Source organism: Sulfurimonas sp. HSL3-1 (genome assembly GCF_039645995.1).
Lineage (GTDB): Bacteria > Campylobacterota > Campylobacteria > Campylobacterales > Sulfurimonadaceae > Thiomicrolovo > Thiomicrolovo diazotrophicus.
On record NZ_CP147920.1, the window covers coordinates 878,997 to 897,789 of the forward strand.

The 18,793-nt window shown below is 57.5% G+C and carries 19 protein-coding genes and 1 riboswitch; of the genes, 15 read left to right on the top strand and 4 right to left on the bottom strand.

From position 1 onward, the window contains the following. Window positions 1–27: 27 nt before the first annotated feature. Entirely contained in the window at window positions 28–1,323 is a 1,296-nt protein-coding gene (locus WCY31_RS04550) for an adenosylmethionine--8-amino-7-oxononanoate transaminase (RefSeq protein ID WP_345971078.1), read from the top strand. A gap of 2 nt (window positions 1,324–1,325) precedes the next feature. Here the strand turns inward: WCY31_RS04550 and WCY31_RS04555 are convergent, their stop codons facing one another. The 3 genes from WCY31_RS04555 to WCY31_RS04565 all read right to left on the bottom strand — a co-directional run bounded on the left by WCY31_RS04555 (window position 1,326) and on the right by WCY31_RS04565 (window position 3,485). After that, complete coding sequence (locus tag WCY31_RS04555; protein WP_231020831.1) at window positions 1,326–1,904, bottom strand: class II aldolase and adducin N-terminal domain-containing protein; 579 nt, start codon at window positions 1,902–1,904, stop codon at window positions 1,326–1,328. A 67-nt stretch (window positions 1,905–1,971) separates the two neighbouring features. Then, window positions 1,972–2,283, bottom strand: coding sequence for a sulfite:cytochrome C oxidoreductase subunit B (locus WCY31_RS04560; protein ID WP_345971080.1), 312 nt, complete (start codon window positions 2,281–2,283; stop codon window positions 1,972–1,974). Between the two features lie 11 nt (window positions 2,284–2,294). Further along, window positions 2,295–3,485: a molybdopterin-dependent oxidoreductase gene (locus WCY31_RS04565; protein WP_345971081.1), complete on the bottom strand. Its 1,191-nt coding sequence runs from the start codon at window positions 3,483–3,485 to the stop codon at window positions 2,295–2,297. Between the two features lie 179 nt (window positions 3,486–3,664). Between WCY31_RS04565 and WCY31_RS04570 the strand changes: the two genes are divergently transcribed. The 14 genes from WCY31_RS04570 (at window position 3,665) to WCY31_RS04635 (ending at window position 18,038) form a co-directional block, all read left to right on the top strand. Next, window positions 3,665–4,552 (top strand): LysR family transcriptional regulator, encoded by an 888-nt coding sequence (locus tag WCY31_RS04570; protein ID WP_345973353.1) that lies wholly within the window; start codon window positions 3,665–3,667, stop codon window positions 4,550–4,552. 3 nt (window positions 4,553–4,555) lie between these two features. Beyond that, complete coding sequence (rsmH, locus tag WCY31_RS04575) at window positions 4,556–5,488, top strand: 16S rRNA (cytosine(1402)-N(4))-methyltransferase RsmH (RefSeq protein ID WP_345973354.1); 933 nt, start codon at window positions 4,556–4,558, stop codon at window positions 5,486–5,488. Further along, window positions 5,478–5,771: a hypothetical protein gene (locus WCY31_RS04580; protein ID WP_345971084.1), complete on the top strand. Its 294-nt coding sequence runs from the start codon at window positions 5,478–5,480 to the stop codon at window positions 5,769–5,771. Before rsmH ends, WCY31_RS04580 begins: the two co-directional genes overlap by 11 nt. Beyond that, window positions 5,768–8,875 (top strand): efflux RND transporter permease subunit, encoded by a 3,108-nt coding sequence (locus WCY31_RS04585; protein WP_345973355.1) that lies wholly within the window; start codon window positions 5,768–5,770, stop codon window positions 8,873–8,875. The genes WCY31_RS04580 and WCY31_RS04585 overlap by 4 nt, the downstream gene beginning before the upstream one ends. A gap of 248 nt (window positions 8,876–9,123) precedes the next feature. Beyond that, window positions 9,124–9,198: riboswitch (cyclic di-GMP riboswitch) on the bottom strand. Between the two features lie 191 nt (window positions 9,199–9,389). After that, window positions 9,390–9,677, top strand: a complete 288-nt coding sequence (locus WCY31_RS04590) for a DUF2018 family protein (protein WP_231020851.1) — start codon at window positions 9,390–9,392, stop codon at window positions 9,675–9,677. A 15-nt stretch (window positions 9,678–9,692) separates the two neighbouring features. Then, window positions 9,693–10,583 (top strand): polyprenyl synthetase family protein, encoded by an 891-nt coding sequence (locus WCY31_RS04595; protein ID WP_345971087.1) that lies wholly within the window; start codon window positions 9,693–9,695, stop codon window positions 10,581–10,583. After that, a complete protein-coding gene (hemA, locus tag WCY31_RS04600; protein ID WP_345973356.1) occupies window positions 10,583–11,827 on the top strand; it encodes a glutamyl-tRNA reductase in 1,245 nt (414 codons plus the stop codon). The genes WCY31_RS04595 and hemA overlap by 1 nt, the downstream gene beginning before the upstream one ends. A 6-nt stretch (window positions 11,828–11,833) precedes the next feature. Then, window positions 11,834–13,540, top strand: coding sequence for a proline--tRNA ligase (locus WCY31_RS04605; RefSeq protein WP_345973358.1), 1,707 nt, complete (start codon window positions 11,834–11,836; stop codon window positions 13,538–13,540). Then, window positions 13,537–13,956, top strand: a complete 420-nt coding sequence (locus tag WCY31_RS04610) for an FxsA family protein (protein ID WP_345971089.1) — start codon at window positions 13,537–13,539, stop codon at window positions 13,954–13,956. The genes WCY31_RS04605 and WCY31_RS04610 overlap by 4 nt, the downstream gene beginning before the upstream one ends. Then, complete coding sequence (locus tag WCY31_RS04615) at window positions 13,919–14,749, top strand: thioredoxin domain-containing protein (RefSeq protein ID WP_345973359.1); 831 nt, start codon at window positions 13,919–13,921, stop codon at window positions 14,747–14,749. The genes WCY31_RS04610 and WCY31_RS04615 overlap by 38 nt, the downstream gene beginning before the upstream one ends. Continuing rightward, the gene (gene hemC, locus WCY31_RS04620) at window positions 14,746–15,684 is read left to right on the top strand and encodes a hydroxymethylbilane synthase (RefSeq protein WP_345973361.1); all 939 of its coding nucleotides are present in this window, start codon (window positions 14,746–14,748) and stop codon (window positions 15,682–15,684) included. Before WCY31_RS04615 ends, hemC begins: the two co-directional genes overlap by 4 nt. An 86-nt stretch (window positions 15,685–15,770) precedes the next feature. Further along, window positions 15,771–16,106, top strand: a complete 336-nt coding sequence (locus WCY31_RS04625) for a cytochrome C (RefSeq protein WP_345971092.1) — start codon at window positions 15,771–15,773, stop codon at window positions 16,104–16,106. 79 nt (window positions 16,107–16,185) lie between these two features. Next, entirely contained in the window at window positions 16,186–17,574 is a 1,389-nt protein-coding gene (gene argH / locus WCY31_RS04630; RefSeq protein ID WP_345973363.1) for an argininosuccinate lyase, read from the top strand. Continuing rightward, a complete protein-coding gene (locus tag WCY31_RS04635; protein ID WP_345973365.1) occupies window positions 17,571–18,038 on the top strand; it encodes an OsmC family protein in 468 nt (155 codons plus the stop codon). The genes argH and WCY31_RS04635 overlap by 4 nt, the downstream gene beginning before the upstream one ends. Before the next feature lie 335 nt (window positions 18,039–18,373). Here WCY31_RS04635 and WCY31_RS04640 read toward each other — a convergent pair whose 3' ends face one another. Beyond that, window positions 18,374–18,730: a histidine triad nucleotide-binding protein gene (locus tag WCY31_RS04640; protein ID WP_345971097.1), complete on the bottom strand. Its 357-nt coding sequence runs from the start codon at window positions 18,728–18,730 to the stop codon at window positions 18,374–18,376. Between the last annotated feature and the right edge of the window lie 63 nt (window positions 18,731–18,793).

An 18,793-nucleotide genomic window follows, 5' to 3' on the forward strand; every position in this document is an offset into this window, starting at 1 on the left:
CAAAATTCTACTTTTGGAGGGTACAAGATGAAGAACCGCGAAATTTCCGAAAGGGACCTGCGCCATATCTGGCACCCGTGTACCCAGATGAAAGATCACGAATTTCTGCCGCTCACGCCGATCAAAAAAGGGGACGGCATCTACCTCGAGGATTTTGAGGGCAACCGTTTCATCGATGCGGTAAGCAGCTGGTGGGTCAACCTTTTCGGTCACGCGAACCCGATCATCTCTTCGGCGGTCAAAACCCAGGCCGAAACGTTAGAGCACGTTATCCTGGCGGGGTTCACCCATGAGCCCATTGTCCGTCTCTCCGAACGTCTGGCAGCCATGACTCCCGAAGGGCTAACGCGCTGTTTTTACGCGGACAACGGCTCGAGTGCGATAGAGGTCGCCCTGAAAATGGCCTATCACTATTATAAGAATATCGGAAAAGAGCGCCCCCTGTTCATCTCCCTGACCAACAGTTATCATGGCGAGACGATCGGGGCGCTCTCGGTCGGTGACGTGTCGCTTTACAAAGAGACCTACGGACCGCTGCTGCTGCAAACGATCCAGACGCCGGTCCCGGCCGACCAGAGCGAGGCGGCAGCACTGGCCGCGGCGGCGGAACTCGAAACCCTGCTAAAGGCCCGTGCGGAAGAGGTCGCAGCCCTCATTGTCGAACCGCTGATCCAGGGGGCTGGGAACATGCATATGTACCATCCGCGCTACCTGAAAGAGGCGCGAAAACTTTGCGATCAGTATGACATATTGTTAATTGCAGACGAAATCATGACAGGATTCGGACGAACCGGAACGATGTTCGCCTGCGAACAGGCGGGAATTTCGCCGGATCTTATGACCCTTTCAAAAGGGTTGACCGGCGGCTACCTTCCGCTCTCCGTCACCATGACAACGGATAAAATATACGAGGCGTTCTACTGCGACTACAACCTTTATAAAGCGTTCTTGCATTCGCACAGTTATACGGGCAATGCCCTTGCCTGTGCCGCGGCCAACGCGACGTTGGACATCTTCGAACTGGATAACGTGATCGAAGCGAACCGCGCGTTGTCGGAACAGATGGCGGAGGGACTCAAACGTTTTGAAAAGTTGCCGAACGTGAAATCGGTACGCCAGACGGGCATGGTCGCCGCAGTGGAGCTTGAGGGGTACGCTCCCGACGAGCGCGTCGGATTGAAGATCTTTGACTTCGCGCTGGCGCGGGGGGTTCTTCTCCGGCCGCTGGGGCCGGTGATCTACTTTATGCCCCCCTACATTATTAATGCGGAGGAGCTGACGTACGTCATGGACACCGCTTACGAGGCAGTGACCTCGTTGTAGCGTTATGACAACATACTTTGCCGGAGCATCAGGATCCGGCAGCTCTTTTCCAGCACGGCCAGCTGTTTGGCCATCTCATGCAGGTCGCGGTTGTAGGCGTAGATGCCGTAGCCGCGGATGACGACCAGTTCCAGATCGGAGTTGATCAGCCGTTTGGGAATCTCCGTGGAGGCGCGCTCGTACCACTGGTCGAAAGAGCGGGGATCGTAGACCTCGACGCGGGGCATCTCCTTGATCCCGAAATAGTCCTGCGGTTCGATCACCTCGTGAAGCAGGCTGTAGGCCATCGTATTGGGCGGCATCGAGAAGGTGATGAACTTCGCATCGCTGATCTGGCGGTAGATGCTGTGATGGATGGCCGCGTCGATACTGGCTTCGTTCCAGCGGTAATCTTTCTGGAAATAGAGTTCGATCAGCTGCGAGTCGTTCATATGGTCGAAGATGGTGTCTTTCGTATTGATGATGAAACGGCTGTTGTCGGATTTGGCAGAGACGCTGCCGTGGTAGATACTGAAGAACTCTTTGCGGAACATCGAGAGGGAAAAAGAGACGAGCTGTTCTTTGAGATGCTGTTTGTTCATAGCGCTATTGTAACGGAAGATAGGTGAATTTTTGTGTGAAGGAGAAGGGGGAGCGGAGGGGCCGGCCTTACGGCTGGCCGTTACCGTACTGCTCGGCGAGATAGTCGGTAATGAGGGCCTGATCTTCTTTGGTGATCGGCGCTTTGAACGCGTCAACCATCTTTTCGACTTTCTCTTTCCAGAAGGTCCGGGACTGTTTGCCCTGGTTCAGGATGTAGCCGAAAGAGTGGCAGGTCAGACAGTTGGCCTGGACCAGGTCGAAGTGTTTGCCCATTTTGATCTCAAACGGGACATAAGGGACTTCGACATCCTCGTTCAGGGCGGCGTGGAGATTAAGGGCACCCAGGCTCAGCAGGGCGGCAAAGATTGTTTTTTTCATAAAGGCTCTCCTTAGACTACTTCGACGGTAACGACGTCGATTCCGTTAAATTTGTAACCGCCGTGGTTCCACTTGATATCTTTGGCATACGGCTGCTCTTCGCCGGCGCGGTTGATCGCCTTGGCCATGATGGTCTGCTTACCGTACTTTTTCGGCTTGAAGTCGAAGGTGAAGGCGCGGAACGCGTAACGGCCCAGATCGTCGCCCAGCGTCGCCTCCTGCCATGTTTTGCCGTCGTCGAAGGAGAGCATGACCGCTTTGATGCCCGCGCCGTAGTCGAAGGCAACTCCGCGGATCGTCGCGTAGGAGTTATGGTAGAGCGTTTCGCCGTTCGTCGGGTAGCCGATGAAGGATTTGACGTTCATCTTCGTGATCGGTTTGGTCGGAACGTGCTCGCCCGGCTTCTGGCATTCGCAGTCGTTGTCCGGCACACGGTACGCCTTGTCCATAAAGAAGAGGTGCTGGTAGTCGCTGGTGACGGTCAGGTTGCTCAGCATTTTGACCCAGCTGTCGGAGTAGGTGCCCGGGATGACGAGGCGCACCGGGTAGCCGTTGAGGTACGGCAGGTCCTCGCCGTTCATCTCATAGGCAACGATGACGTGGTCACCGATCTCTTCGAGGTGCAGTTCGCGGACAAAGTTCGGGGTTTCGTAGTAGGCGGCCGTTTCGGAACCGTTGAACCCGACCCACTCTGCCTCTTTTTTCAGACCGGCACGCTCAAGGATGTCGCGCAGACGGACACCTTTCCAGCGGGCGCAGCCCATGGCGCCGCTGCCCCACTGGATACCACCGGCCGTCGGTTTGAACGCGGAGCGGCTGTTACCGCCGCACTGCAGGACGGCATAGACTTCGACGGGTTCGAAGTCATGCTTCAGCTGGTCGACGGAGAGAGAGAGTTCGCGCTCGACGAGGCCGTTGACCTTGATGCGGAAGGTTCCCAGGTCGATGTGCGTCGGAATGTCCGGCATATGCCAGCGTACGAAGAACATGTCGTTCGGCGTGACCGGGTGGGCAAAGACGTAGCGCGGCGATTCGAGCAGCGGCGGGCGGTCAGAGTAGGTGATCATCGGCCGTTTCTGCGGGAACGGAATAGAGGAGATTTTGCGGTTATCGACGGGTTGGCCCGCGGCGAAGGCTTCGGGGCCCAGCGCGGTCACGCCGGCACCGGCCAGCGCGCCCTTAAGGAAAGATCTGCGTTTCATGATTTTAGGACCTTGAGACGATATAAAATCGTTTGATAAAAATTATGTCCGTATTTTATCAAAAAGATATAGTTAAGAAAAATAAAACCAAAATGATATAATGTGCAATAAAACTGTACTTAATGGATCGTGTTTCCTCCGGGAAATAGGGGCATAGAGAGGTGCAGGAGGAGGGTGAGATGTATACGCTGAAACAGCTGGAACTTTTTCTCGATCTGGGGCGGAGCGAAAAGATTATCGACACGGCCAAAAAGTTCGGGCTGAGCCAGTCGGCGGTCTCGATGGCGATCAAGGAGCTCGAGCGGCTCCTCGACGGCCCGCTGTTCGAGCGGATCGGCAAACGGCTGGTGCTCAACGGACGGGGGGCGATGCTGATGCGCAGCGCCCAGCCGCACGTCGACGCTCTGCACGCCCTCTACGATCAGATGCGCAGCGATTCGCTGCGCGGAGAGCTCCGCCTGGCGGCCAGTGTAACGATCGCGGAGTACTTCATCCCGACGCTGGTCTGCAACTATATGGAGCAGAACGAACATGTCAGTATCTCGCTCAAAAGCGCCAACACCGCCGACGTCATCCACAAAGTCACCTCCGGGGAGGTCGATATCGGGTTTATCGAGGGGGAGGGGATCCTCGAAGAGGTCGAGAGCCGGGTGCTGATGCGCGACGAGCTGGTCGTGCTCACAAGCGACAGGGCACTGGCGGAGCGGGGGCCGTGGTTCATCGACCAGTTGGCGTCACGGCCGTGGATCATGCGCGAAAAGGGTTCCGGGACCCGGGCCGTCTTTCTCAACGCGATCAGCCCCGTCGACCAGGAACTCAATATGGTGATGGAGCTGGAGCATATCGAGTCGATCAAGAACTTCCTGCTGGCCAAGCCCGATTATCTCAGCGTTCTGCCGCGCATCTCTGTCAGAAGGGAACTGGAAGAAGGGCACCTGTTCGAGATCGCGATCAAGGCGCACCACTTCGAGCGCGACTTCACGATGATCGCCCGCAGCCAGCAGACGCTGCTGCCGCTGCAGACCCATTTCCAGGAGTACCTCTTAAGTTCCATCGGGCTACAATAGCGCATGCAAAACATCCCCCATATCCCGGTACTTTACCGTGAGGTTACCGAAGCTTTTTCCGGCTGCGAAGCGGGCATTGTCGTCGACTGTACCATGGGGTATGGCGGGCACAGCAGCCTGCTGCTTGAAGCGAACCCGAAACTCCGCCTGGTGGGCATCGACCAGGACGAGACGGCGATCCGTTTCTCGACGGAGCGGCTCGCCCCGTTCGCAGAGCGTGTCGAGATCCGAAAAGGGCGCTTCTCCGCCGTGCTGGAGACGATCGTGCGGGATTACGGCGCAGAGCAGATCCGCGGGGTGCTCGCGGATATCGGCGTCTCTTCGCTGCAGCTCGATGAAAAGGATCGGGGCTTCTCTTTTGAGAGCGAGACGCTGGATATGCGGATGGACCCTTCGGCGCCGCTGGATGCCGCGACCGTCGTCAATACCTACGCCGAAGCGGAGCTCGAGCGCATCCTGCGCGACTACGGCGAGGTCCCCAATGCACGCAAGATCGCACAGGTGATCGCAACGCAGCGGCCGTTTACGTCCGCCAAGGCCCTTGCCGAGGCGGTCCGCCCCTTCGCGCCCCGCGGCAAGAAGATCCACCCGGCGACGCTGGTGATGCAGGCGATCCGCATCGAGGTGAACGACGAACTGGGGGAACTGAACCGTCTGCTCGACGTCTGCGAACGTGCCTGCTTCCCCGAGGCGGTCATCGGGATTATCTCGTTCCACTCCCTCGAAGACCGGATTGTCAAACAGCGGTTCGCGCAGTGGAGCCGCAACTGCATCTGCCCCAGCGACGCGATGCGCTGTACCTGCGGGAACGACCATGCCATCGGGCGGCCCCGGCCGAAGAAACCGATCACGGCCCGCTCGGACGAACTCAAAGAGAACCCCCGCAGCCGCAGTGCGAAACTGCGGCTTTTTGAGATGAACTGCCATGGACGATAAAGCCAACCTCCTTGAAGAGACCGGCAGCGCCATTGTCACCCGCAAGGGAATAGGCCTGCGGTTTCTGCTCAGCATGCTGATGGTCTTCGGGATCGTCTGGATGCTGCTCTTCCCGAAGATCTACCTTCAAAACAGCATCTACTACAAGAGCCGCGACATCGCGACGATGCAGCGCGAATACGAGACGCTCAAAGAGGAGAACCTCGTTATCAAGCGGCGGGTGGAGGCGCTGAAATTCAAAAACCAGGTGCTTGACACCCTCTTTGTCGAGGAGCAGCCGTGATTGCACGCCTGATAGAGTTCGCGCTGAACAAACCGCTGCTCAACCACATGCTGCTGCTGTTCATCCTGCTTCTTTCCGTCTTCGCCTACCTCAACATTCCCAAAGAGATCTTCCCGCCGGTCCAGATGGACAAGATCACGATCACCGGCGGGTATGCCGGAGCGAGCGCGGATGTCCTTGATAAAATGGTCGTTACCACCATCGAGGACGAGCTGGGAAACATCAGCGAGCTGGAGACGGTAACGACGACAATCAAAAACGGCGCGTTCACCATTACGGCCGACATCAAGCCGGGGTCGCAGAACATCAACGTGCTCAACGACGTCAAGGATATCATCGCCCAGACGAAGCGGGACCTCCCTTCGGACATGAACGAACCCATCGCGCAGATCCATGAAGAGACGATCCCGCTGGTGCTGGTGGCCATCGCCGGTGAGGCACCCATGACGGAGCTGCTCGAACGCGCCGACGAGCTCAAAAGCGCGCTGTCACGCTACAAGGAGCTCAGCGACATTACGATCCGCGGCGATTCAGACGACGAACTCGTCTTCCGCATCGACCCGGACAAACTGGACGCCTACGGCCTCTCCACCGACGCCGTGGTTTCGGCGCTGCAGAACCTCAGCTCCATTTTTCCCGTCGGCACCGTCAAGCGGCGGGGCGAGCACCTCTACATCAGCACCTACAACGGTGAGAAGGATGAAACGGCGATCGAGAATACGGTCATCGGCGTCGGCGGCAAGCGGGTGAAAATCGGTCAGATCGCTACGGCCACCTTCGAGCTGGGCGACGCGACGGAGCTCTCGCACTACAACGGGGTGCGCAACGTCTCCGTCAACATCACCAAGTCAAAATCGGGCAACGCCATTGCCCTGGCCAAACAGATCCGCGAAACCCTCAAGGGCTTTGAAAAACGCTACCCGGACCTGCAGTTCGCGGTCTACACCGACACCTCGGTCTGGATCAAGAACCGTCTCAATACGGTCGTCTCCAACATCATCGTCGGGCTGATTCTCGTCTTCGCCGCCATGCTCATCTTCGTCAACCGCGGCATCGCGCTGGTCGTGGCGATGGGAATCCCGATGAGTTTCATGATCGGGCTGATCGCGACGGAGATGATCGGCTATTCGCTCAACATGCTCTCCCTGCTCGGCGCCCTGATCGCCCTGGGGATGCTCGTGGATGAAGCGATCGTCGTGGCGGAGAACATCTACCGCCATATGGAAGAGGGGATGCCGCGGAGGGAGGCGGCGATCCAGGGGGCGGTGGAGATGTTCCCCGCCGTGCTGACGGCGACGTTGACGACGGTCTTTGCCTTTTTGCCGATGCTGCTGATCAGCGGGGAGATGGGGACCTTTATCAAGATCCTGCCCGTGATGATCACCATTTTGCTGCTCAGCTCCCTCTTTGAAGCCTTTTTTTTCCTGCCGCTGCACGCACACGAACTGCTGCGCCTGCGCCGGGAGAGCCATGTCAGCCACAGCATCTGGGAGCACCTCTACCGCTGGTACGACAAAACGCTGCATCTGCTATTCCGCCGCCGCAAACGCTCTCTTTTCCTGATCGTCGGCGCCATCGTGGCGTTGACGGCGGTGATGGTGTCGCAGAGCCGATTTCAGCTCTTCCCTCCCTTCGATGTGACCCAGGTCTATGTGACGGGGAAGGTCAATATCAACAACGAGCTCGAAGATACGGAGCAGAGGGTTGCGGCCATCGAGCGGATGCTGTTGGAGAAGCTTGACCCCGAGGAGTACTCCTCGGTGACGGCGGTAATCGGGATGCGTCTGGATGCGAAGAACAAGGCGGAAATCGGCGAAAACCTTTTCCAGGTCTTCATCGACCTGCATGAACGGGCCCCGGACAACTGGTACAACCGTTACATCAATCCCTTCTTCTCGATTGAATATAACGCCGAAGTGCTCAAACGGCAGCGCGACGCGAAGGCGATCAGTGAGGATGTCAAGCGGTGGCTGGAACCGCTCGCCCAACGCACGGAAGAAGACGGGACGAAAACCTTCGAGAACTTCAATGTCACCGTCCCGGGAACGGGGGTCGTCGCGCACGATATCGAGCTCGCGCTTGAGGGCAAAAATGATACAGAGCTGGCCAAGGGCGTGAAAGTGCTGGAAGCAGCCCTGGCCGACGTGACGGGGGTCTATAACATTTCCGATGATGCCGATCTCGGGGAGCGGGAGCTGAAACTGCGCATCAACGACTACGGTTACGACCTGGGGCTTACCGAGGCGGATATCAGCCGTCAGCTGCGCGCCCACTACCTCAAAGGCGAATACGGCAAGATGTTCAGTGCCAGCGGCCTGGTCCGCATCCGCATCGAGAGTGTGCAGAAAGATGACCCCGAGAGTCTGGAGACCTTCCGCATCCAGATCCCGGGCAGCACGCAGACCGTTGCCCTGCGCGACGTCGCCGACTTCATTTATACGCAGGCTTATGTGACGATCGAAAAGGAGGACGGTGCGCGTATCCGCAGCGTCTATGCGTCGCTGGACAAGGATATTCGGACATCGTCGGAGGTGATGGCGGCGATTGCACCGACGCTGGAAGGGCTCAGGAAAGAGGGCTTTGATATCGAGATCAAGGGGGAGGAGAAGGAGAACGCCAAGACGCAGCGGGAGATGTCCCAGGCGGCGGCCGTCGCGATCTTCCTGATCTTTATTACCCTCGTATGGCTGTTCGACTCGCTGGTACTGGCGCTGATCGTGCTCAGCACGATCCCCCTTGTCCTTGTCGGTGTCTATGTCGGCCACTGGGTGATGGGCCTCACCATTACGATGCCGAGTCTGATCGGGGCCGTGGGGCTGGCGGGGGTCGTCGTGAACGACGGCCTGATCATGGTGAGTTTCATCCGGCAGGCCAGGGACAGCGAAGCGTTGATGCGGCGGGCGCGGACACGCCTGCGGCCGATCCTGATGACGTCGATCACGACGGTACTCGGGCTCATGACGCTGATCTTTTTCGCTTCGGGTCAGGCACAGATACTGCAGCCGATGGCGGTGTCGCTGGGATACGGGATATTATGGGCAACGGTACTGAACTTGTTCTATGTACCGTTGCTTTATGCCGTCATCTACCGTATCAAACGGTAGCGACGCGCTTTGAAATGAGAGGAGAAAAGGAAGTGCGGTAGGGAAGGAAGCCGACACTTCCCTCCCTGTGATTAAACGGACACTCAAAATCATACAGACCTGCCGTCCGCACAGACGTCAGCGTCCGTATGATGGCATCAGGTTGAGTAGTAAGGAGTGTACCGTCACCTTGTGTTGAACCGAGAATTGTGTGCTAATTAGTAGAGCGTGTGCAAGACACTCGAGGAGTAGAAGACCTTAGTTTATGTTTAGGCAACCCGGCCGTCTCAGTGAGACCCGTGGCTTTCCGTCCCCGTTTCGCAACGAGTTTGGCATTATCTACATAATTAAGCAACAACAGATTGTTATAAGTTACAGCTTACAGTTCCATTAAAATATGATTTTTTTCTAGCTTTATTTTTTTATCGGATCGTAAAGTAGCGATTGGCAAAGTCCGGACGGTGATTATGAGTTGAGGAGATGCACTTAAGCCCAAAAGGGGTATAATCACGAATTATTTTCAAGGTTACACAAGATGTACGAAGCACTTTTCGAAGACGAAGGCGATATGTTCAGCGGATCGCCTCGCAGTAAATTCATGGACGTTATCTTCAATGCTAACCGTTCGGTCGCCGAAGGGGAGCTCCAGCGCCTGATCGAGCGCCTGGCCGCAATGGAAAAAATCCTCTCAGAGTCGATGGACGATGCGACGCTCGAACGGACGATCAAACAGCTTCAGTTCGAGGAAGCGGATGCGATCAACGCGATGGCGAAGGAGCTCTATATCGAGTCGATGGGCAACGTGCTCAGCCAGAGCGAGTAGGGGGTAGGCGCCGAGATGGTCGAAGCGGTAGCGCGGAGAATGCAGGAGATGGTGGCGGCGGTGGATTATCCGTACGCGACCGGGCTTTTTGAAACACTGTCCGGCGGCAAGCGCCTCCGTGCCCGTCTGATCATGATGATCGCGGGGGAGGAAGATGCCGCGGTGACGCTGGCGGCGGTGATCGAACTGATTCACGCCGCCAGCCTCCTGCATGACGATGTCATCGACGAGGCGCAGCTGCGCCGGGGCACCCCTTCTGTCAATGCGACCGAGGGGAGCAAACAGGCGGTGATGCTCGGCGATATCCTCTATTCCAAAGCGTTCAGCGAGCTGACGCAGTTCGACGCCCGGATCGCCAAGAGCGTGGCAGATGCCGTTACCTCCCTCTCCGTCGGCGAGATGATGGATGTGCAGATGGCGAAAACATTCAACGAGGATGACAAGCGCTATCTGCAGATGCTCTATCTTAAAACGGGGGTCCTGATCGAGGCGGCGGCAAAGTGCGCCGCCCTGCTCGCGGGGAAGGATGCCGATGCCTATGCGCTCTACGGCAAGAACCTCGGGATCGCTTTTCAGATCATCGACGATATCCTCGATATCGTTTCCGATGAAGCGACGCTGGGCAAACCGGCGATGAACGACTTCGTCGAAGGCAAATGCACCCTGCCGTATATCCACCTCTACCGCACGCTCGAGGGGGAGGCGCGTGAGCGTCTCCTCGCCCTTCACGGCCGGAGTGCGACAACAGAGGAGACGCAATGGCTCAAAGCGGGGCTGGAAAGCAGCGGGGCGGTCAAAGCCGCCTACGCGCAGGCCCGCGCCCTCAGCGACGAGGCAAAACGCGCCGTCAGCGGTGACGCACCACTCGAGGCCGTCATCGAATCCATGATGCAGAGAACCTTCTGATGCACTATCTCATACTCAGTTTTACGCATAAAAATACGACGCTCCCCATCCGGGACAAGCTGGCGTTTAACGATGATGCTGCCAAAGAGACCTTTCTCGCCCGTACCCTTGAAGCGCCCTACCTGAACGAGGCGTTTGTCCTCTCCACCTGCAACCGTATTGAACTGATCAGCAGCTGCAACAACCCCGGCGAAGCGGCCAAGCACCTCTTTATGCTGCTGCATGAGCATTCGGGGATCAGCCTCAACGAGTTGGAGGGCAGGGCGGAGCTTTTCGAGGACCAGGGGGCGATCCACCACCTCTTCAGCGTCGCCAGCTCCCTCGATTCGCTCATCGTCGGCGAGACGCAGATCGCCGGCCAGCTCAAAGACGCCTACCGTTTCGCCCTGGAGCGGGGACATTGCGGCGATAAACTGACCCGTGCGGTCAACTACGCCTTCAAATGCGCCGCGGAAGTGCGCAACCAGACCGATATCTCCTCCAAGCCCGTCTCCGTTGCCAGTGTCGCCGTGGCGGCTGCACGCCGCGCCTTCGGTACGCTGTCGGGCAAACGGGCGCTGGTCATCGGTTCGGGGGAGATGTCCGTTATCGCCGCGCGCACCCTGAAGAACCATGGGGCCGAGGTCAGCCTGATGAACCGAACCATGGCGAAGATCGAAGCGCTGGCCGAAGAGGTGAAAGGGACGCTCGTTCCCTTTACGCGCCTCAAAGACGTCCTGGGCGAGTACGACATGATCTTTACGGCGACGAGCGCGGAAGAGCCCATTATCGGCGGGAAGATCGGTCTGAAAAAAGAGCGGGAGTGCCACTGGTTCGATATGGCGGTTCCGAGGGATATCGGCGACATCGACCACGCGATGGTAACGGTGCACCGGGTGGACGACCTGAAAAACACGGTCGACGAGAACATCATGCTGCGCGAAGAGGAGGCCAAGGCCTCCTTCGCCATCGTCGGCCGCTACACGGCGGAGTTCTACGCATGGCTCAAGTCGCTCAACATCGAGCCGCTGATCAAAGAGCTCTACCGCCGCGCGGACGCGGCGGCGTCGACGGAGGCGGCCCGCGTCGTCGGCAAGGGCTACGTGCCCGAAGCGTACGAAGCGCAGGCACAGAAGATGGCGCTGCAGGCGATCAAGCGTTTCCTGCACCCGCAGGTGCAGCAGCTGCGAAAGGCTGCCGACGAGGGCGACATCGACGCCATGATCGATTCGATGGCATTTATTTTAGACATGAGTGAGGAGTAACCGACAATGCGTATGTCCCAGGCTTTTATCCCGACGGAGAAGGAGGCGCCCAAAGACGCGGCGCTCCCGAGCCACATCTATCTGACCCGGGCCGGGTTTATCGCCCAGGTCGCCAGCGGGCTGTACAACCTGATGCCTTTGGGCAAGCGGGTGCTGAAAAAGATCGAAGCGATCATTAACGAAGAGATGGCCCGTGCCGGTGCGCAGGAGGTGGACCTCAGTTTCGTCACCCCGGCGGAGCTGTGGGAAGAGAGCGGCCGGATCGAGAAGTTCGGCAAGGAGCTGCTGCGTTTCCGTGACCGTAAAGAGAACCTCTTTGTCCTGGGACCGACCCACGAGGAGATGATGGTCAACCTCGTGCGCAACCGCGTCAACAGTTACAAGCAGCTGCCGCTGAATCTCTACCAGATCAAGACGAAGTTCCGCGACGAGGCCCGTCCGCGTTTCGGCCTGATGCGCGCCCGCGAATTCGTCATGAAAGACGGCTACAGCTTCCACACCTCCTACGAGGACCTCGACCGCGAGTTCGATGCCATGGAAGCGGCCTACAAGCGCGTCCTGGAGCGGCTGGGGCTTGATTTCCGCATTGTCGAGGCCGACAGCGGCGCGATCGGCGGGTCGGGCTCGAAGGAGCTGATGGTCCTTGCCGACAGCGGCGAAGATACCCTTGCCGTCTGCGACCGCTGTGAATACGGCGCCAATATCGAAGCCGCCAGACGTTCGGAGCGTACGACGATTCCCGAGGCGCCGGAGGCGGACTTCAACAAGTTCGCGACACCGGGCATCAAGAGCATCGAGGATCTGAGTGGTTTCTTTCACGTCGATCCCTACTACACCCTGAAGGCCGTGGCGAAGCGGGCGATCTACGAAGAGGGGGACGAGGTCGTCGTCTTCTTCCTGCGCGGCTGTGACGACCTGCAGGAGGTCAAGGCGACGAATGCCTGCGGTGCGCTGGATCTCGTCGATGTCAACGAAGAGGAGCTTTCGGCGCTCGGGCTCGTTCCGGGCTTCATCGGGCCGCTGGACCTGGACGCCGTGCGTACGATCTTTGACTGGGACGTCAAAGGGGCGGCGAATATGATCTGCGGCGCCAACGAGGCCGATTTCCACTATGTCGGCGTCGATCTTTCGGTCCTTCCGGAAGAGGCGGAATACGCCGCGCTCTATGAAGTCAAAGAGGGCGACGGCTGTCCGGTCTGCGACGGAAAGCTCTCCTATACGAAAGGGATCGAGGTCGGGCACATCTTCAAGCTCGGTACCGTCTACTCCGCACCGCTGGGGGCTCAGTTCCTTAACGAAAACGGAAAAGCGGAGCCTTTCGTGATGGGCACCTACGGTATGGGCGTGAGCCGTCTCATTGCCGCTGTCATCGAGCAGCACCATGATGAGAAAGGGTGCGTCTGGACGAAGACGACGGCACCGTACCTGGTCAACCTGATGATCTCCAACATCAAAGATGAGGCGCAGGTGGCCCTGGCCGAGCGCCTTTACGAAGCACTGCAAAATGCGGGCGTTGACGTCATTATGGACGACCGCAAGGAGCGCTTCGGGTTCAAGGCGAAAGACGCGGAACTGGTCGGATACCCGCTCACCGTCATCATCGGCAAGGAGCTTGCCAACGGCATCGTCCAGTTCTTTGACCGTGCCGAAGACACGAAGAGCGATGTCCCTTCCGATGAAGCCCTCGCGCGCATAATGGAGTGGATCGGATGATCTACTTTCTCCTCTATCTTTTCCTGGAAGTACTCGTCTCCGTCAACATCGCTTCGGCGATCGGCGGGGTATGGACCTTCGTCGAGCTGATCGCGAGCGCCCTGGTCGGCATCGTGATCCTGGCGAACTTTCGGGGCACGCTGGCGGAGAATATCAACGCGTTGAACCAGGCGCGCATCGACCCCTTCGAATTTCAGCAGCTCAACCTCTTTACCATTCTGGGCGCCTTTCTGCTGATCGCCCCCGGTTTTCTCACGGACATCTTCGGCGTACTGCTTCAGTTCAGTGTCATCACGAAGATGTTGGTTAACCGATTTGTGTCACAATCCAAGCACGATTCATCAACTCACAACACTCAAAAGGATGACCATGTCATTGATGTCGAAATTGTCAGCGACGATGCTGATAAGCGCTAGCCTTTTTGCCGCAACGAACAGCGAAGTCGAAACCTTTCTCAAGAACAACCTTTCCAAGAATCCCGCCATCACCTCTTTGACGGTCAAGGTCGTCGAGCGTCAACCGCTCGAGGGCATGAAAGGGTGGGACAGTTTCGTCGTATCGCTCGATGCGAAGGTGAAGCAGGGCAAGGATGAGCGCGAAGTGAAGCAGCGTGTCATCTATTTCGCCAACGACAAGGTGATCACCGGAGAACTGACGGATATGAAAACGGGCAAAAGCCTCCGCGACGCGGTGGCCCCGAAATTCAAAGCCGAGTACTACAAAAAAGAGAACCTGATTTACGGGAATGCGAATGCAAAGCACAAGGTCGCGATCTTCTCAGACCCGCTCTGCCCTTTCTGCCGCAATTACGTTCCGAAGGCGGTGGAGTATATGAAGCAGTACCCGGAGACCTTCGCCATCTATTACTACCATTTCCCGCTTGAACGTCTCCACCCCGCCGCACCGACGCTGACCCGCGCGGCAGTGGCCGCAGAGCTCCAGGGGCGGAAGGATGTCATGCTTTCGCTCTACAAGGTGCCGACGACGATCACGCGCGAAAAGGATGAGCAGAAGATCCTCGATGCTTTCAACAAAGCCGTCAACACGAACCTGAAAATCAGTGATCTGCATGCAGCAGCAGTCAACGCCCAGGTCGCATCGGATGACGCTGTCATCGAATCCCTGATGGTCAGCGGCACGCCGACGGTCTATTTCGACGGCGAAAAAGATGCAACCAAAAACCGTTACAAGGGAGTCAACGTTAAATGAAGAAACTCGTCATCGCAACCCGCGGAAGCAAGCTGGCACTCTGGCAGTCCGAACATATCAAGGCCGTTCTCGAAGAGCAGAACCCCGGGCTGGAAGTGTCGCTTAAAATCGTCGTCACCAGCGGCGACAAGATCCTCGACGTGCCGCTGGCAAAGATCGGCGGTAAGGGGCTCTTTCTCAAAGAGATCGAAGAGACGATGCTGAAAGGCGAAGCCCAGCTCGCCGTCCATTCGCTCAAAGACGTACCGACGCAGATGCCCGACGGGCTTCTGCTGGCCGCCATTACCGAACGCGAAGACGACCGCGATGCGATGCTGAGCGAAAAATACGCCAGTGTCGATGCCCTGCCCGAGGGGGCGGTCGTCGGTACCTCGTCGCTGCGCCGCCGGATGCAGATCCTCTCCTTGCGCCCGGACCTGACCATCAAGGACCTCCGCGGGAACGTCGATACCCGTATCCGCAAGCTCAAAGAGGGCGACTACGATGCCATCATCCTTGCTTCGGCCGGGATCAACCGCCTGGGGCTGCTCGACAGCGTCGAGTACGTCTACCCGATCGCGCTGGGCGATATGGTGCCTGCCATGGGACAGGGCGCACTCGGGATCGAAGCCGTCGATGATCCGGAAGTCCTTGAAATCGCCCGGGGGCTTGAAGATACGAATACCCGTATCGAAACGACGATCGAACGCGACTTCGTCGACACCCTGCAGGGCGGATGCCAGGTGCCGATCGGCGTCAATGCCACCGTGCTCGAGAACGGCCAGGTGCTGACCCAGGCGATTGTCGGGCTCCCCGACGGTACGGAAGTGCTTGCAGAATCGGTCGAAGTCCCTAAAGACGCCGTCGATAATCTCGGCCGGAAAATGGCGGAGACGTTCATTGAACAAGGTGCCCGGGAACTGCTTGCCAGGGCCGAAGAGATGGCGTTTAAGTAGCCTGTTACAAAAGTGTCACAATTAAGGCCCGCATAATAATATATAATGTATTCTTGTGTGACACCTCCCTTGGATAAAGGATGCGAATGAAGAAGGTCGTTTTCTCTGTTCTTATTACGGCACTGTTGACCGGTGCTGTCGGCGAAGCAGCCGTGTACAAAGGCCAGCGCGAGTTTCATAAACAGTGTAAAGCCTGCCATGATGACGGTCAGGATATCGCCTTTACCTATAAACGGAGAACATGGAAAAAGATGATGAAGGACAACGGCGCGGGATTGGCCGAACTGCATCTCAATAGCGAGAAAGCGAAGAAGTCCTGGAAATACTTCAAAAGCAAGAAGTACCAGAAAAATTCGAAGCACCTGAAGGACTTCATGGTCGAATACGCCAAGGACAGCGGGAACGTTCCCGCCTGTAACTAAAACCTCCGGGCCTCCGGGCCCTTTCTGCACTTTAAACCCTATTCGCTAAAATACCGTATTTTATTTTGGAGACAGAGCTATGGAAAAAATGTGGTCCGGCCGTTTCAGCGCCTCAGCCTCGTCACTACTAGACCAGTTTAACGCCTCGATCATGTTCGACCGCGAACTGTACCGGGAAGATATCGAAGGTTCACTCGCACACGCCGCCATGCTGCAGAGCCGCGGCATCCTGAGTGTGGATGAGATCGAGGCGATCCGCGGGGGACTGGCACAGGTCCGCGAAGAGATCGAAGCGGGCAGTTTTGAGTGGAATATCAGCGACGAAGACCTGCATATGGCGATCGAAAAACGTCTCACGGCGCTCATCGGGGATGCCGGCAAGAAGCTGCATACGGCCCGTAGCCGCAACGACCAGGTGGCCGTCGACTTCCGCCGCTACGTCCTGCGCAAGAACCTGGAGATCGCCGGTCAGCTTAAAACCCTGATGCAGACCCTCATTGACATTGCCGGCAAGCATACGGAGACGCTGCTGCCGGGGATGACGCACCTGCAGCATGCCCAACCGATCAACTTCGGTTTCCACCTGTTGGCGTATGCCAGTATGTTCAAACGCGACATCGACCGTCTCCTCTCGAGTCGCCAGCGCAACAACGTCTCCCCGCTGGGGTGCGCCGCACTGGCCGGGACGCCGCACGACATCGACCGCAACCTGACCGCCAACGCGCTGGGATTTGACAGCGTCAGCGTCAACTGCCTCGATACGGTCAGCGATCGCGATTTCGCCCTGGAGATCCTTTTTAACATCTCGACGATGATGATGCACGTTTCCCGCCTGAGCGAAGAGCTGATCCTCTGGTCGAGCTACGAGTTCGGCTTTGTCGAGCTCTCCGACGAATATTCGACAGGCTCCTCCATCATGCCGCAGAAGAAGAACCCGGACGTCCCGGAACTGCTGCGGGGCAAAACGGGCCGCGTCTACGGCGCACTCATGGGGCTTCTGACCGTGATGAAGGGGCTGCCGCTCGCTTATAACAAGGATACCCAGGAGGACAAAGAGGGAGTCTTTGACGCCGTTACCACGGCGCACATCTCCCTTGAGATCCTTAACGAAGCGCTCAAGACGATGACCGTGAAGCCCGAGAACATGCTGGCCGCTTCCAAGAAGGGACACCTGAGCGCCACCGACCTGGCCGACTACCTTGTCGAGCGCTGCGGGGTGCCGTTCCGCGAGGCGCACTTCATTACGGGCAAAGCTGTCGCCCGGGCCGAAGCGCTCGGAATCGACCTGAGCGAGATCGCCTACGGCGAGCTCAAGGCTATCGATGAACGTATCGGCGAGGACGTGATTCCCCATCTTCAGTTGGCGCACTCCATGAACGCCCGTACTTCCTCCGGCGGAACGGCGACGGTGCGCACGCTCGAACAAATCGTGCACTTCGAAAACTACCTGAAGGAGCTTGATTTATGAAAGTAACGATTTCCCACCTGGACGAGATGCGCTTCGAGGCGAAAACGGACCGCGGACAGAGTTTTGTCATTGACTGCCCGGTCATCTCCCCGATCGAATACTTCCTCTCCGGCCTTGTCGCCTGTACGACCAGCGACCTCATTGCCATCCCGAAAAAGCAGGGCAAGACGGTCACCAACCTCAGTGTCGACGGCGAGGTCGTGCGCAACGAAACGCCGCCGTGCAAGTTTAATACCCTGCACCTCGACTACCGCTTCGACTCCGACGCCGACGATATGACGGCGCTGCGCTGGGTCATGGGCAGCATCGAGACCTACTGCTCGACGATCAACACCGTCCGCGATACGACGAAGATTACTTACTCCGTGACGCATAACGGCAACGTCCTGCGCGAAAACGAAGAGGTCATCAGCGGGCAGGGCGGCAACGTCGACTTCGGCGAAATCGAAGCCTGCCCCAGCTAATACAGTAGATTTTCTATAAGCCGCTACAAATTCCTTTAGAAGCTTTTTGTTCCCTTTCTTCTTTGCTTGCACAAAGAAGAAACCGAACCCGAAAGAAGAAAGTGCAAAGCGGCTGCCGCATGTAATACACTCACACGCACTTCAACCGTCCTATTACATGGACATTCCATGCCGAAATTTTTTGTAATGTTTTTTAGTGGGGAGAGTTGAAAGCGCAGGCCTTCTGCGCGTGGGCTTGCTGCCGATGTAGCAAAGCGGAATTCCGCAACGCGAGTGAGGACAACGCAAACCCAGTGTTAACGTAGGCATCCGGACTTTGTTCGGATGCCGTGCGATTAAAGGAAGTCTTTCGGGTCCGCGTCCGCGAAGTGGCCCCAGCGGAGTCTGGCACCGCCGAGGATGTGGAAATGGAGGTGTTTGACCTCCTGGCCGCCGTTTTCGCCGACGTTCGTAATGACGCGGTAACCGCTCTCTTTCACATCCACTTTCTCGGCCACTTCCTGGATAAATGCAGTCATGTCCGCCATCATCTCCGGCGTTACCTCGTTGAAGCTGTCAACATGGGTTTTGGGAATGGCGAGCACATGAACAGGAGCCTTGGGGTTGATGTCGTGGAAGGCGACGAAATCGTCGTTTTCGTGTACCTTGTTGGCCGTCAGTTCATTGTTGGCGATTTTGCAGAAAAGACACATGGATGTTCCTTGAAAGAGCGTTTTTGAGATTGTAGCATAGAAGCCTTTGAGGCTAACCTGCTT